Origin of the sequence: Burkholderia lata, from assembly GCF_902499025.1 — a bacterium.
Taxonomy (GTDB): Bacteria; Pseudomonadota; Gammaproteobacteria; order Burkholderiales; family Burkholderiaceae; genus Burkholderia; species Burkholderia lata_C.
Genome location: NZ_CABVPW010000023.1, coordinates 26410 through 40751, shown reverse-complemented (window position 1 = coordinate 40751; position 14342 = coordinate 26410). Strand labels below are relative to the sequence as shown.

At 63.7% G+C, this 14342-nt stretch carries 13 protein-coding genes; 2 read left to right on the top strand and 11 right to left on the bottom strand.

Annotation, left to right across the window (positions count from 1 at the left end):
• Positions 1 to 13: 13 nt before the first annotated feature.
• From BDI24065_RS22730 to BDI24065_RS22710, 5 genes are read right to left on the bottom strand one after another with little or no spacing between them, the layout of a single operon-like run.
• Positions 14 to 1486, bottom strand: coding sequence for an efflux transporter outer membrane subunit (locus BDI24065_RS22730; RefSeq protein ID WP_175033145.1), 1473 nt, complete (start codon positions 1484 to 1486; stop codon positions 14 to 16).
• On the bottom strand, positions 1464 to 2549 hold the full coding sequence (locus tag BDI24065_RS22725; RefSeq protein ID WP_175033144.1) for an HlyD family secretion protein: 1086 nt from the start codon (positions 2547 to 2549) through the stop codon (positions 1464 to 1466). The genes BDI24065_RS22730 and BDI24065_RS22725 overlap by 23 nt, the downstream gene beginning before the upstream one ends.
• Positions 2546 to 3250 carry an ABC transporter ATP-binding protein gene (locus BDI24065_RS22720; protein WP_174950177.1) on the bottom strand — a complete coding sequence of 235 codons (705 nt, stop codon included), beginning with the start codon at positions 3248 to 3250 and terminating at the stop codon, positions 2546 to 2548. Before BDI24065_RS22720 ends, BDI24065_RS22725 begins: the two co-directional genes overlap by 4 nt.
• The gene (locus BDI24065_RS22715; RefSeq protein WP_174949878.1) at positions 3247 to 4383 is read right to left on the bottom strand and encodes an ABC transporter permease; all 1137 of its coding nucleotides are present in this window, start codon (positions 4381 to 4383) and stop codon (positions 3247 to 3249) included. The genes BDI24065_RS22720 and BDI24065_RS22715 overlap by 4 nt, the downstream gene beginning before the upstream one ends.
• 28 nt (positions 4384 to 4411) lie before the next feature.
• On the bottom strand, positions 4412 to 4603 hold the full coding sequence (locus BDI24065_RS22710) for a DUF2964 family protein (protein WP_174949877.1): 192 nt from the start codon (positions 4601 to 4603) through the stop codon (positions 4412 to 4414).
• 260 nt (positions 4604 to 4863) lie between these two features.
• Between BDI24065_RS22710 and BDI24065_RS22705 the strand changes: the two genes are divergently transcribed.
• Both BDI24065_RS22705 and ftsH read left to right on the top strand, forming a co-directional pair.
• A complete protein-coding gene (locus BDI24065_RS22705; RefSeq protein WP_174949876.1) occupies positions 4864 to 5514 on the top strand; it encodes a BON domain-containing protein in 651 nt (216 codons plus the stop codon).
• Positions 5515 to 5553: 39 nt separating this feature from the next.
• A complete protein-coding gene (gene ftsH / locus BDI24065_RS22700; protein ID WP_174980282.1) occupies positions 5554 to 7446 on the top strand; it encodes an ATP-dependent zinc metalloprotease FtsH in 1893 nt (630 codons plus the stop codon).
• Positions 7447 to 7725: 279 nt separating this feature from the next.
• On the opposite strand, the gene BDI24065_RS22695 is transcribed toward ftsH, so the two are convergent.
• From BDI24065_RS22695 to BDI24065_RS22670, 6 genes are all read right to left on the bottom strand, one after another.
• Positions 7726 to 10662, bottom strand: coding sequence for a Tn3 family transposase (locus BDI24065_RS22695; RefSeq protein ID WP_175033143.1), 2937 nt, complete (start codon positions 10660 to 10662; stop codon positions 7726 to 7728).
• Positions 10663 to 11230: 568 nt separating this feature from the next.
• A complete protein-coding gene (locus tag BDI24065_RS22690; RefSeq protein ID WP_124906032.1) occupies positions 11231 to 11677 on the bottom strand; it encodes a hypothetical protein in 447 nt (148 codons plus the stop codon).
• Positions 11674 to 11877: a hypothetical protein gene (locus tag BDI24065_RS22685; protein ID WP_175033142.1), complete on the bottom strand. Its 204-nt coding sequence runs from the start codon at positions 11875 to 11877 to the stop codon at positions 11674 to 11676. Before BDI24065_RS22685 ends, BDI24065_RS22690 begins: the two co-directional genes overlap by 4 nt.
• A 231-nt stretch (positions 11878 to 12108) precedes the next feature.
• Positions 12109 to 13044 (bottom strand): hypothetical protein, encoded by a 936-nt coding sequence (locus tag BDI24065_RS22680; RefSeq protein WP_175033141.1) that lies wholly within the window; start codon positions 13042 to 13044, stop codon positions 12109 to 12111.
• 269 nt (positions 13045 to 13313) lie between these two features.
• Positions 13314 to 13511, bottom strand: coding sequence for a CsbD family protein (locus BDI24065_RS22675; RefSeq protein ID WP_124906022.1), 198 nt, complete (start codon positions 13509 to 13511; stop codon positions 13314 to 13316).
• 176 nt (positions 13512 to 13687) lie between these two features.
• The gene (locus BDI24065_RS22670) at positions 13688 to 14113 is read right to left on the bottom strand and encodes a PRC-barrel domain-containing protein (protein WP_124906028.1); all 426 of its coding nucleotides are present in this window, start codon (positions 14111 to 14113) and stop codon (positions 13688 to 13690) included.
• Positions 14114 to 14342 lie beyond the last annotated feature (229 nt).

Genomic DNA, 14342 nt, shown 5'->3' with positions numbered 1-14342 from the left:
CCGCCTCGCCGCGTCAGCCCGCTTCACCCCAGCCGCCGCCGAGCGCGACGTAGAACGCGACCGTATCCTGCAGCCGCTGGGCAACGGCCTGCAGCCACGCGACGCGCGCCTGATGGTATTGCGTGTCGGCGACGAGCAGCGGAATGTAGCCGGTGATGCCGCCGTCGTAGCCGGCCTGCGTGAGCGTCAGTGCGTCGCGGGCCGCCGCCATCGCGCGCGCCTGCGCATCGAGCGCCGCCGCGTCGTTCGCCAGCGCACGCAGGGTGTCGGCGACTTGCGAAAACGCCGACAGCACGACCTGCCGATACGCGGCGTCCGCTTCGTGATACGCGTCCTGTGCGGCGCGCCGCTGGTTCCACAACGTCCCGCCATGAAACAGCGGCGCGGTAAGTCCCGCACCGACGCTCCATGCGCGTCCGGCCGGCGCGAACAACTGGCCGGCGACGATGCTGTCGAATCCGCCCGAAGCGGACAGCGTGATGTTCGGGTAGAGCGCCGCTGTCGCGACGCCGACCTGCGCGCTGGCGACATGCAACTGCGCTTCCGCCTGCAGGATGTCCGGCCGGCGCCGCACCAGCGACGACGGCGCCGTGTCCGGCAGGCTCGCGGGCAGCGCGATCGCGTCGAGCGACACCTCGGCGGTCGTCCCGTCGGCAGGGTAGCGGCCCGCCAGCAGGGCGAGCAGGTCGTCGGCCTGCCCGCGCTTCTGTTCGAGCGCGGGCAGCGTCGCCTCGAGCGACGCCCGCTGCGATTCCAGCGTCAGCACCGCGACATAGGCGGTCGCGCCCGCCGTCACCTGCGCGCGTGTGAGGCGGATCTGCTCGTCGAGCAGGCCGATCATTTCGCGCGTCGCGGCAGCCTCGTCGCGATACGCGGCGCGCGCGATCATCGTATTGACCACGTTCGCCGTCAGCATCAGGTACGCGCCGGCGAGCGCCTGGCGTTGCGCATCGACATCGGCCGCCAGCGCCTCGACCTGGCGCCGCTCGCCGCCCCACAGGTCGAGGGTGTAGCTGACCGTCGCGGACAGCGTGAACAGGTTGAAGATCGTCGGCGGCAGCGTCTGTCCGGTGCGCAGCGGCGCGGAGCGCTGGTGCGCCGCGCCGGCCTGCGCGTCCGCCTGCGGGAAAAAGATCCCTTCGCCGGCCCGCAGCGCGTGCTCGCTGCGCTGCAGTGTCGCCTGCGCGCCCGCGAGCGTCGGGCTGCCGGTCAGCGCGTCGTCCACGGCCGAGTCGATCGCGCGGCTGCCGAAGCGCATCCACCAGTCGCGCGTGAGCGGTTCGCCGGCCGACAGCGCCTGCGTCTGGCCGCCGCCGGCCCAAGTGCCGGCCGCGGCGCCTGCGTCGTCGGGCGGCATGAAACGCGACACGCGCGGGGCAGGCGGGCGCACGAAGTCGGGCCCGACCGTGCATCCGGCCAGCAGCGCCGCGACGGCGAGCGCGCCGGTTGCGCGCCACGCCCGTTTATTTGCCGGCCACGTAGACATCGACGATCTGCCCGGGGAACAGCCGGACATCCTTGTTCGGCACGATACGGAAGATGACCGGCAGCACGCGTACGTCGACGCGTTCGGTGCGCTGGTCGGACAGTTCGATCTTCGGCGTCACGTACGGCTGGACCCGCACGAACTGGAGATCGGCCCCGACCGACGTGCCGCGCACGAACATGTGCGCCTTCAGCGCGTGCAGGTCGGGCAACTGGTGGATCAGGATCTCGTCGATATAGCAGCGCACCTGCAGGCGGTCGCCCGGCGTACCGAGAACGATGACGGGCGAATTGCCCTGCGCGTAGGTGTCGTAAAGCCCTTGCGACGTCAGGTAGGCGCCCACTGCCGCGTTCATCGCGAGCACCATGCCGTCGGACGGCGCACGCAATGTGTAGCGCGCGAGCAGCGCGGCGGCCGCATCCGCGGCGCGCCGCAGCGCGACGACCTGCGCTTCCTGGTTGCGCACGTCGTAGCGCCACGCACCGGCTTTCGTCAGGCGAAACTGACGCGTGACGACATCGAGGTTCGCGGTCGCGACGCGCACGCCGTTCGCGGCGGTGTCGAGCGCGTCGCGGCTGACCGCTTTCGGATCGATGTCATAGGCGTGGCGCTGTTTGTCGTACTGGTCCTGCGCAAGCTTGAGGCTGGCCTGGGCGGCCGTCGTCTGGGCGCTGGCGACGTCGAGCACTTCGCGGCGCGGTTGCGCCCTCAGTTCGTCGAGCAGCGCGGCGGCCGCGTCGGCCTGCGCGGCGAGCTGCGCGGCGGTCGCGCGCTGCACCGAGTCGTCGATCGTCAGCAGCGGATCGCCAGCCTTCACCGGATCGCCGTCATGCACCATCACGCGTGTCACGGCGCCCGATACGTCCGGATACACGTTCACGTTCGCGCCCGCAGGCTGCTCGCTTTCGACGATGCCGTTCGCGTAGACGCCGCGCGCATACGGATTCGCGGCCGGGTTGAACACCGGCGGCTGCGGCGGTTCCTGGCGGCCGTACAGCCAGGCGGCGCCGATGCTCGCGAGAAAGCCGAGCAGGGCCGCCGCGAACACGAACTTGTGCTTCATTGCGCGCCTCCGCGGTCGATGCCGTTCAGCTTGCCGTCTTCCATCCGCAGGATGCGATCCGCGTACTCGAAGATCCGGGCGTCGTGCGTGACGATCACGATGCAGCGCGTGTCGTTCAGCACCTTGTGCTTGACGAAGTCGATGATCATGCGCCCGGTGTCGCCGTCGAGCGATGCGGTCGGCTCGTCGAGAATCAGCAGGTCGGGCTGGCTGACGATCGCCCGCGCGATCGCGACGCGTTGCTGTTCGCCGCCGGACAGCTTGACGGGCGGCAGTTGCGCGCGATTTTTCAGCCCGACGATGTCGAGATAGCCGAGCGCTTCCTTGATGGCTTCATCCCACGGCCGGCGTTTCAGAATCAGCGGGATCGCGACGTTCTCCGCCGTCGTGAGCTTCGGAAACAGGTGATAGTCCTGGAACACGAAGCCGATCCGGTTCAGCCGGAAATCGGCGATCGCGTCGTTCGGCTGCGCCCACAGATCGACTCCGTCGATCGATACCGAGCCGCCTTCCGGCCGCAGGATTCCGGAGATCACGCTGAGCAGTGTCGTCTTGCCGCTGCCGGACGGCCCGACGATCAGCAGCATTTCGCCGAAGCGCGCCTGCATCGACACCTCGCGCAGCGCCTGCGTGCGCGCGTCGCCTTCGCCGAACCACTTGCTGACGCCGCGCGCGTCGATCGCGATGCCTGTCATCGTCAGCCCCGGAAGATGTCGAACGGCTCGATGCGCAGCACGCGCCGCACGCCGAGGTAGCTCGAGATCGTCGCGATCACGACCACCATGCCGAACGCGAGCGCCAGGTTGCCGTATGTGACCAGCGCCGCATAGTCGGGAATCTGCAGCTTCGCGAGGCTGATCATCAGCACGCACAGGCCGACCCCGATCCCGTAGCCGGTGAGCGCCGTGAAGGTCGCCTGGAACAGGATCATCACGACGAGTTCGCGGCTCTTCGCGCCGATTGCCTTCAGCGCGCCGAATTTGTCCAGGTTCTCGAGGATGAACGCGTAGAAGGTCTGGCCCGAAATCGACAGCCCGATGATGAAGCTGATGATCGTCATCAGCATGATGTTGGTGCCGAGGCCCGTCTTGTATTTGTAGAAACGGGCGATCTGCGCGATGAATTCGTCGCGGGTGTACGCGAGGTAGCCGAGCGAGTGGACGACCGCCTTGATGTGTGCGATGTCCGCATCCGATTTCGGCTCGACGAGGATGTAGGACGTCGTGAAACGCGGCGACGGAATGTACTGGATTGCGCGCGCATAGGTCGTGTAGAGCGTCGGTGTGCCGAATAGCCCGCTCGCCGTGACCTTCGCGATGCCGACGATCACGCCGCGATGGTCGTTCAGTTCGAAATCGGTGCCGATCGACGGATTCTCGAGCTTGGGAAACTCCGGATCCTGGATCGCGATGAAGCCGTTCTCCGCGTAGATGTCCTCGATCCGGCCCTTCAGCATCGTCGGGCGGCCCAGCAGGCTCGCGTCGTCGAGGCCGATCACCGTCACCGCCTGGTAAGCGCCGGAGCGCAGCTTGACGAGCGCCGCGCCGGAGTAGAGCGGCACCGCATACTTGACGCCGTCGATGCTGCGCACCGCGTCGAGCACGTAGTCGGGCATGCCGATGCTGCTCGCGATCGTCTGAACGGCCGGGTCCATCACCCACATCTTGGCGCCGATGTTGATGACGGCCGCCGACGACTTGTTCAGGATGCCGGCGAACAGCGACGTCATCTCGATCATCAGCAGCACCGAAAACGTGATACCGACGGTCAGCGCGGTGAATTTCGCGCTGTCGTTGACGAGCAGCTTGAAGGCGAGCCGGAGGATGCCGTTCATGGTGTCGAATGCCGCGGGGCCGGAAGCGTCACGGCCGGTCGTGGACGGTGGGATTCAGCAGCGCGACGAATGCGAGGATGCTCGAGATCAGCGTGACGATCGCATAGCGAAAGATCCGCCCGTCGTCGAACAGCAGCGCGTGCACCACGCCGGCGAGCGAAGCGAGCGTGATGAACACGCAGAGCGTCGCAAGAACGATCCGGTATTGCTTTCGAATCATGACGGTCTCCCGGGAAGCGGCCTCCGGCCACGTCGCCAAGGCTCGCGCAAGGTCTGGTGTCATGATCGCGGCGCAGGCGCCGGCGCGGTTGATCTGTATCAATGGACAAATCCGGCCGCCGCAAAGGCGGCCGGCCCTCCGCAAGCCCGTCGCCGGTTGATCCTCGTCAAGCCGCCGGCACCGCGCTGAGCGATGCTGATCGGGAACGGCATGCGTGCGACGGCAAGACTGGCTGTCGTCATGACCGACGGGAGACCGACATGAAATCCGATGCAGCGCTGAAGCAGGATGTCGAGCAGGCGCTTTTCTGGAATCCGGCGATCGATGCGAGGCGGATCGACGTCGAGGTGCGCGACCGCATCGTCACGTTGCGCGGCACGGTGGCCGGCTGGGCCCAGAAACTCGAAGCGCAGAAGATCGCGCAGCATGTCGAGGGCGCACGCGCGCTGGTGCTCGAACTGGACGTTGAAAAGTCGTCCCAGGCCGCCTGTGCGGATCGCGAACTGGCCATCGCGATCACCTTCGCGCTCGGCTGGCAGGAAGCGCTGCGCGATCTGGCGATCCAGGTCGAGGTCGATCACGGCTGCGTGACGCTCGACGGCGAAGTGGATCATGCGTATCAACGCCACGCGGCGGAGCGGCTGGTGAGCCGGATGATCGGCGTCGTGGGTGTCGCGAATCGCATCCAGGTGCGCGCCGACCATACGGTGCCCGACGTCGGCGCCCGGATCGCCGAAGCACTTGCGCGACGCGCGCGGCGCGAATCCGCGGCCATTTCGGTCGACGCGATCGACGGCACCGTCACGCTGACGGGCAAGGTCGCGTCGCTGGCGGAGCGTCGCGCCGTGTGCGGCGCGGCATGGTCGGTCAAGGGCGTCCGGGAAGTCGTCGATCAGTTGACCGTCGCCTGACCCGCGCGGTTCTCCGCGTTAATCCTCCGGCTCCATGCGATGAAACGCCCCATCGACTACCCCGGGCTGGTGATCGTGATCGGCTTCGTCGCGCTGGTCGCGGCCCAACTGCTGATGTCGCGTCAGCCGACGACGTCGATCGGCTACAGCGATTTCCACCGGCTCGTCGAAGCGAAGCTCGTCGACGATCTGGAGATCGACCAGTCGTCGGTTTCCGGCGCGTTGCGCATGCCGGAGGCCGGGGCGATGCTGCCGGCAGCGGATGCCGTCGCGGTGAAAAAAGCCGGACCGCCATGGCGCTTCACAACCCATCGCGTGACCGACGACCATCTGGTCGACGCATTGACGGCTTCCGGCATTCGCTACCGCGGCATGCCGGAGGCCGGCTGGATCGGTACGCTCGTGTCATGGGCACTGCCCGTGATCGCCTTCGTGTTGATCTGGAACATCATGATGCGCAGGCCGGGCGGGGTGCGGGACCTGAGCGGCATGGGCAAGAGTCAGGCCCGGGTCTACGTGCAACAGGAAACGGGCATCACGTTCGACGATATCGCAGGCATCGACGAGGCGAAGGCCGAACTGCAGCAGATCGTCGCGTTCCTGCGTGAACCCGAACGCTATCAGCGGCTCGGCGGCAAGATCCCGAAGGGAGTCTTGATCGTCGGATCGCCTGGAACCGGCAAGACGCTGCTGGCGCGCGCGGTGGCCGGCGAGGCGGCTGTGCCGTTCTTTTCGATCAGCGGCTCGGCGTTCGTCGAGATGTTCGTCGGCGTTGGCGCCGCGCGCGTGCGCGATCTGTTCGCACAGGCGCAGCAGAAGGCGCCGTGCATCGTGTTCATCGACGAACTCGATGCGCTCGGCAAGGTACGCGGCGTCGGCGCGATGTCGGGGAACGACGAGCGCGAGCAGACGCTGAACCAGCTGCTCGTCGAGATGGACGGCTTCCAGGCGAATTCCGGCGTGATCATCATGGCCGCGACCAACCGGCCCGAGATCCTCGACCCGGCGCTGCTGCGGCCGGGCCGCTTCGACCGTCACATCGCGATCGACCGGCCGGACCTGACCGGACGAAAACAGATCCTCGCCGTGCATACGAAACGCGTGAAGCTTGCACCGGAGGTCGATCTCGCCGAACTGGCGTCGCGCACGCCCGGTTTCGTCGGCGCGGATCTCGCGAACGTGGTCAACGAGGCCGCGCTGCACGCGGCCGAACTCGGCAAGCCGGCGATCGGCATGGCCGATTTCGACGAGGCGATCGACCGCGCGATGACCGGCATCGAACGCAAGAGCCGCGTGATGAACGAGCAGGAGAAGCGGATCATCGCGTATCACGAATCCGGGCATGCGCTCGTGGCGCAAAGCCGCGCGCACTGCGATCCCGTGAAGAAGGTATCCATCATTCCGCGCGGCGTCGCGACGCTCGGCTATACGCAGCAGGTGCCGACCGAGGACCGCTACGTGCTGCGCAGGAGCGAGCTGCTCGACCGACTCGACGTGCTGCTCGGTGGCCGCGTCGCGGAAGAACTCGTGTTCGGCGATGTGTCGACGGGCGCGCAGAACGATCTCGAGCGTGCGACCGCAATGGTGCGCCACATGATCATGCAGTACGGGATGAGCGAAAAGATCGGCCTGTCGACGTTCGACGACGGCACGCCACAGGCCGGCCCGCCGGGCTTGTGGATGCCGGGTAACGGGCGTTGCAGCGAACATACGGCGCAGATGATCGACGACGAGGTGCGCGCGCTGCTCGCCGATGCGCATGCGCGCGTCGCGTCGACGCTCGGCAAGCAGCGTGACGCGCTCGAGCGGATTGCACGATGTTTGCTGGAACAGGAGTCGATCGATCACGACACGCTGGCGGCCCTGATCGCACCGCCGGCCGATGCCGATCTGGCGACGCGGGCGGAGGCGACGGCGCGTGTTCCGGTATAGCGCATCGTGTCGTTCTACGGGCGACGCGCACGGCTCGGTGAGAGCCCATGATGACGCGCTGATTCGTCGAACACCGCCAGGGGTGGTCTTGATTTCCGTGCGCTTTTCCGGTTAGACGCCTTTAGGCCTGGCAAGGCCTTGCCTTGCGGCCCTAAATATTAATTCCGATAAAACAATGGCTTAGTGTCTACCCTCCGCTATCGAAGCAGGGGGTGTCTCCGGACGAGGTGAATCGAAGATGAGAGGTCCCTTCACCGGCGGCGCCAGTTCACCCCGTCGTTAGGCGCTCCGACTGGTTGACGGAATGGGGTTGTCGGCAGCGATGCTCGGCAAGATCCGCTTTGCGTACAGTGACACGGGAAAATTGAAGGTGCCGCGCAAGTTGATGCCTTCGATATGAGTTGGGGCGATTCGCCGGAGTTGCTCGGTCGCGATCGGCTGCCTCCGACTAGCTTCGATGTTCTCCAGGGCTCGTTGCATGTGGGTGGTGTTCCAGGCCATCAAGATGTTCGAGAGCAGGGTCAACGCCGATGACACTGCCGCGAGCGATTCTTGGCGCCGAGCTAGCTCCACCGGAATGCGACCGATGTGAATTGCGCGTTGCACGGTATGCACCGCTTCTCCCCGATTCAGGGCATGTTGCAACTCCGACCGGAAAGAGGCATTTGTGAAGTAGTCGATCAAAAAAATACTTCGGAATAAGCGGCCGATGTGAACGCCGCCATCGTACACAGCCTGCCCTCGAGCAGCTGATCCGAATCTGGCAATCGCTTCGATAGCCGTGCATTGGCCAGAGCGAATCGATGCGGCGATCCTCACGAACTCGTCCCACATGTCAACGATGAGACCGAGTCGGACGTCCCGATCCGTGACCCCTGCGAGCCGCGCCGGCACCACCTGACTGCGAGGCACGTGCAGACGTCGGTCACGAAGGTGTGACAGGCGAGGGCATAAATCAAAGCCAAGTGCCCGGGACACGCCCATCGCGAAATCGGTGTAACCGTGCGTATCGACGGCGAGTTGAGCGATGTCCTTGGTTGCGCTTTGCCGGACGACGCCCTCGATTGCTGCGCCTGCTTGTCGCTCATTCAGGATGATGGGCTGGTAGTAGAAAATGCCCCAACGATCCAGCACATGCGTGTACATCCCGATGGATGCAGTCCGGCGACGTGGATCCGCACGCGCTCGCCAAATCGTCCGGGTTGTCTCCAGCGACATCATGTCGGACGACGCTAGATCGGCTCGCCCCCAGTGGGCGGCGATCGGGTGTTCGTGCATGAATTCAAGGACGGCGTCGGCCGCTGTACGCAGCATTCGTTCGTCCGCGAGACGCTTCATCATTTGGCGAATCGCCTCAGTTGACACTTCCGGGACCATCCGAGAAATATCAGCTGCCGTCAGCGAGGTGCCGTGAGCCAGTATCGCCGAATACACAATCAGTAACTCGGTGCGTGACCGCGGCTCGCGTCCAAGCAGGATCCAACTGAAGCGTGTCGCACTATCGATCTCGAGGATGATCTCAGGAAATTGGCCTGGCGGATGAGCTTCGAAGATCTGACGGCGAAGTTGATCGGCTTCTGCGTCTGGATCCTGCGCAGCAATCGGGTCGAGGTGGACGGCAGTGTCAACCCGGATCGAACCATTGACCACGGCATCATCGAGTGATGCGAGGCGCTGTTCGAGCTGTTCAAGGATTGGTCCGAGAAATTCGTTCGGGTCTTGGGGCAGGCCGAGGTGTCCATAGTGATTGTTACGCTTTGCCTTCCACTGCTCGGCCGAGATCAGCATATGCGACTGACTTCTGAACGAGAAGCTGTGGTTGATGAAAACCGAGCCGTTGCGCAGGGCGACGCGGAGCGCAAAGAGGGTGGCCCACTCGAAGGCAATCATGGCCCGCAGCCGATCGTAGCCATCGATCGCCTCGCGCCACGCCCGCCCAAGCCTGATATTGACTCCGTCGGGCAGAAGATAAGCGCGGCGTCGATATAGCACACGTAACAACGAGAGGGCATCGATTACAGGATGAGCACCCTCGGCCTCGAACGGCAGCTGCACGATCCGATTCAAAAGGTTACGGGCGTAGTACCGCTTTCGGACCAGGCACTGCCGGATCTGGCTCCGACGGCTGGTGGGATGCGGTTGCAAAACATCATCTGCAAGCAGACAAAGCCTCTCACCGAGCTGTTCGCGCGAGAGGGTTTCATCATTGGCGAGTGCTTTGACGGCAAGCGCGAACTCGCGGAGTTGATCCGCGGCCTTCATCCGCATCGCATCCACTTCGCGTGACGTGTCGTTGACAACCTTCAGTACCCACCGCCGGAGCATCTCGAGTACCTGATCAGTCGCAATACAGAGGGAATACCGCATGAAACAGGCGGCTTCGATTCGTCGGTTTTGGGGTTCGATTCGCTTGCTGATTGATGGCGGGCGACTTGCACACCGGCGGGCGTAGTGGCGCACCATGGCATCGTTGCATTCAACCGGCCAACGCGTTGCCACCTCGTGCATCGTGAGCAAATTGACTTTGTCGAGGATCTCGCTCATCTGATGGGTCGAGTTACGCAACGGGACGGCCCACAGCCATCGCTGGAGACTTGAATGTTCGCCATGGGGCAGTGCCAGAATTCTCGCCCAACTCTCGAGTTTTTCTATACCGACAACATGCTCGAGCGCGCCGTGCAGTTGCCCCTCGATGTCGCGTACGGCCTGGACGACAAACTGCCTGAGCATGCGTTCCGGTGGTATCACGATGCGATGGTCGTAGAACCAACGTTTGAGATCGTTCGTCAACTGGCCGCGTTCCGGGCGGCCGGTAAGCTGTTCTTTGAGCCAACGGATGACATACCGACGTTGATGTTCCGCGATGGAGCGAAAATTGATGGTGTCCCGAGCAAATCGCTGGTGGTCGGATAAGGTCTTGAGGTTGCCATCGTAAAGTGAACGTAACGTGCCGAGGTCTGGCGGCTTTACATTCAGTTGTCGGCCAAGATGTCGCCATAGAACCGTGGGAATCTGCTTGTACGAGCCGAGCGGCCGGCCGGTCATGCGCAGAAAACCGATGTGCAACGCGACCGCAAGCCGAAAGAGATCGGTGCGTCTTGAATCAATGGCAACACGCTCCCGCTTGGAAAACGTGAAGAATGTGGCGAGCTCGAACTCGCTCAGCTCGCGCGGCACCTGCCGGATCCCGAGATATGCCAATCGCCAGTGGTCCATCAGCCACTCCGCATCGATGACGAAAGCGGCCCAGCGTAGCGAGGTAAAAAATGAGGTGCTACGGGGAAAGTCGGGATGGCGGCTGCAGGTGTCGATCGCCTAAGAATGGTGTCGGAACGAAAACGAGCCGAGGCGCTCAAGCTGCGCGAGCAGTCGTCGTTGAGACCAGGTGGCGTGCTTCAACAAGGAGCTTGCTCGATGCAGAATTTTCTTGCGACCCTAAAAAGTCGCTAGTTTAGCTTATGTAAAATCGAAGAGGAATGCGAACCATGTGGCTCCATGACGCGCCGTCTGGGACTCGAGCATTGACACTGGCAACCAGATCTCGGTGAACCATCTCTCGTGGACAGATCGCACGTCGTTGACGCTGTCGATCGTACCGTCCCACGACCTACCGGCGTCTTCTGGTGCGCGTTTCGCTCGACGACGATGTCCGAGTTTGCGATCTAAAGGTTCGGCGCGGTTGCGGCGAACCCGCGCGTGACGAACGGGTGCTCCATGAAATCGCCGTCAAGGGTTTCCCCACGTGACATCAAGCACCGTTAGCGCGGCTTGTGCAGCGCCAGTCTCAGGGCCTTGCGCAGACGATGGCTGTGAGAATAAATGGAATGACCTGATGCGCGACGGCCTTGCTGCCCGCAAGCCGAGAATGCTCTTCGACCGAATCGATCGGCGCCTTGACGACGACGCCGTAAATCGAGCCCGGCAGAGGGTGGCCGCTTCCTTGCCTGAACAGCGCGTCATACTGCTCATAGGCGAATACGGCATAGACGCTGAAGCCGAACACCGTGAGCGCGGCGTCACTGGTAGGCCGGAATGCGTTGATCGAATTCTGTTCGACCCGCATCGGATCGCGATCGATATAGCCGTGATTGAACAGGCGCACGATGAACGCGTGCGCGTTGGTTTTACAGTCGAACTGCGCGTCTAGCGCATACGCGTGGCTCGGCGCGGGGGCGAGCCAGACTCCGCCCGCAAAGAATGCGGCCAGTGCATTGAGGATGATTTTTCTCATGGCAGTTTGCGCGAACCTGATAGGTCCGCCGTGCTCGTCACCCGTACCACGTGCCCCGATTGGACAGGCACGCTCCAATCCGCGATCTTTCTGCCGATCTTGTCGCGCAGGTGCATGCCGACCGTCTTGCGATCCGACAACAGCGAGGCTGATGCCGCGGCGACAAGCGCGGCGGATAGAACCCGTGTGATTGCATTCATGGTGGCGCTCCGTTTCGGTGACGACGGCCCGACCGTAAGCGATGTAACGGGTCGCATCCCGAGTCTTCCTGCGCGCTCTGGCCACATGGACCCCGGCGCTTGATCCGAACGTGCGTCCGATCACTCGAAGCCGAACCGCACCGCCAACCTCCGATTTGCGGAACGACTTCCATGACGAATCGCAGTGCGCCGGCGCCGGCGCGCGCGTATCTCGCAGGCTCATCCCCAGCGCTACTGCTCGGTCTGCTGCCGCAAGTATTCGTCATATTTCATCTGCATGTACTGTTGCCGATCCATTTCATGCAGTTGTCGCGGATATCGCTCGCTGGCGTCGAACCAGTCGGTCAGGCGTTGCTCGAGTCGCTTGTCGGGCGGGCTGGACAGCGCGCCGAGATACGCATCGATGGCCAGGTAGTAGCGCATCGTGTTGCGCTCCATGAGGCCGCGCATCCCGCCGATGTATTCCGCCTGAGCCGCGGACGGATCGGCGATGTTGGTGAAGCCAACCTTGCCGCGACCGAAGGCGGCCAGATAGGTTTTCATCGCAAGACGCCCGATCACGCCGTAACTATAGGCATAGGTCAGATGCAGAAACGTGCGATTGTCGCCAAGCGCCACCGCTTCCAGCGCAATCCGATAATCGCGGGTATTCAATGGTCCCCGGTCCGCATGGAGCTTGACCTGCAGGTATCCCGGGCCGGTGGTCGCCGCGTCGTATTCGAATTGCACCTGGTAAGTCGTGCTGAGCTCCTCGGCAACTTCCTTCTTGCTGACGTTCACGATCAGCGTATTGCCGCCGCCGCCGGCAGTACGGCAATACTTGATATTGGGGTGCAGGATTAATGCGTCGCACCAGTTCAACGGGCCTCGCGAAGGGTCATTGAACGCGCCGTTGACGGTCGCGAACGGGTAGGCCATCACCGCGTAGACCTCACCCTTGAGCGTGGAAGACGATTCCTCCGAGTCGAGATACAACGGGCGCTCGAACTGGTTGTGATCGAGCCGGGGAATCAGTTGCCGGTAAGCCTCTCGCAAGTTGGCCGCGTCGTCCGCACCGTCCACAGGCGTCCCTCCCAGGCATGGCAGGCTGCACGCCATCAGCATCGACGCCATCAGCGCCACCTTGCGTAGCGCGTGGCTGGTTGGGCTTCCGGCAGATGCACTCATCGATTTGCTCCGGCTCGCGACGGCATGCGCGTTAGGCTGATCGCACGCGAGACATTTCTTTCGTCGACGCGGCTGGCGGATGTCGCCGCGCGTCGCGGCGCGCACGGGCATGCCCGGCGCCAATACATTGGGTGAAAAACCTGCGCAGAATCCGCGCCTCTACGTTCTGTCCTGCAATCCGCGATACGAGGTAACGCCCGACTGCGGCGATTGTGCGGCGATGGATGCCGCAGTATCGCGGCATCCATCTGTCGCGGCCGACACAGCGATCAATGCGTCTTCTTCGCTTGCTTCGCCTGCTGCCTGATCGCTTCCTTGGCGTCGCCGTACTTCTTCTGCACTTCTCCGACTGCTTGCTGGGCATCGCCTTTGACTTCCTGCTTCGTGTCGCCAGTGGCTCGGCCAATTTCCTCGTTGACCTTGCCCTTTGCCTTCTCCGCGACGCCCTTGACTTGATCCTTGTTCATTGCGAATGCTCCGGTCACAGCTGCTGGATGGATGACCTGCCGCCCGTCGCGATGAGCGCATCGAGCGATGCACGCGATACGGCAGAATCTGAAAAGCAGCAATCGCTCACCGCATTCCGCAGTCACGCTGGCGCGTGCGTGGCGGAATGCCGGCAGAGCCTCCTCCTGACGTGCCGCTACATCGGCGGCGTATTACCCGAATGAAGCGCCCCGCCCCATTGCGAATCCGCCACCGCAGGCCAATGGTCCTTGTCGAATCCGGATGCGCTCTTCATCCGTTCTTCTGTTACGTCGAGCCGGAAGCATTTCTTGCCGGTATCGAGGGTGAACGCGCTCCACGGCACCGCGAAAAGTTTGTCGCCTATCCCGAGGAAACCGCCACACGACAGCACGGCGTACGCGATCCGGCCGCTGCCAACGTCTAGCATGATGTCTACGACCTTCCCGATCTCCTTGCCATCGGATGACAAGACGTTATCGCCGGTCAGCGTGGTAGCCGCCATGACATCAGGACCAGGCCCGCCTGTGGTGGTTGCGCGACCGATGATGCGGGCGCCGCTGCCGTTGCTCGGAAGTGGATTGCTGGGAGAAACAGGTGTCATGATCAGCTCCGGTATTCGTTGCACGAATTGCCGGCGAGCGTCGCCGGCCAGCGTGACGGTGCGAAGCGCGCGCCGATCGGACTCTGTTCCGAGCCGGGACGATGCGCGCTTCGCCTGCAATCGCCCGCCGTCATTCGGGCCGAAACATTCTCGATTCGAGCAGCGTTTCGGGCTGAAATGCGCGCTGGTTTCCGCGCTATGCCCAGCCTGGATCATTGCCGTATCACAC

Bases quoted from the DNA above. Each gene is read 5' to 3' on its own strand.
- BDI24065_RS22730 (WP_175033145.1), bottom strand. From the start codon at position 1,486: ATGTCTACGTGGCCGGCAAATAAACGGGCGTGGCGCGCAACCGGCGCG.
- BDI24065_RS22725 (WP_175033144.1), bottom strand. From the start codon at position 2,549: ATGAAGCACAAGTTCGTGTTCGCGGCGGCCCTGCTCGGCTTTCTCGCG.
- BDI24065_RS22715 (WP_174949878.1), bottom strand. From the start codon at position 4,383: ATGAACGGCATCCTCCGGCTCGCCTTCAAGCTGCTCGTCAACGACAGC.
- BDI24065_RS22710 (WP_174949877.1), bottom strand. From the start codon at position 4,603: ATGATTCGAAAGCAATACCGGATCGTTCTTGCGACGCTCTGCGTGTTC.
- BDI24065_RS22705 (WP_174949876.1), top strand. From the start codon at position 4,864: ATGAAATCCGATGCAGCGCTGAAGCAGGATGTCGAGCAGGCGCTTTTC.
- ftsH (WP_174980282.1), top strand. From the start codon at position 5,554: ATGAAACGCCCCATCGACTACCCCGGGCTGGTGATCGTGATCGGCTTC.
- BDI24065_RS22695 (WP_175033143.1), bottom strand. From the start codon at position 10,662: ATGGACCACTGGCGATTGGCATATCTCGGGATCCGGCAGGTGCCGCGC.
- BDI24065_RS22690 (WP_124906032.1), bottom strand. From the start codon at position 11,677: ATGAGAAAAATCATCCTCAATGCACTGGCCGCATTCTTTGCGGGCGGA.
- BDI24065_RS22685 (WP_175033142.1), bottom strand. From the start codon at position 11,877: ATGAATGCAATCACACGGGTTCTATCCGCCGCGCTTGTCGCCGCGGCA.
- BDI24065_RS22680 (WP_175033141.1), bottom strand. From the start codon at position 13,044: ATGAGTGCATCTGCCGGAAGCCCAACCAGCCACGCGCTACGCAAGGTG.
- BDI24065_RS22675 (WP_124906022.1), bottom strand. From the start codon at position 13,511: ATGAACAAGGATCAAGTCAAGGGCGTCGCGGAGAAGGCAAAGGGCAAG.
- BDI24065_RS22670 (WP_124906028.1), bottom strand. From the start codon at position 14,113: ATGACACCTGTTTCTCCCAGCAATCCACTTCCGAGCAACGGCAGCGGC.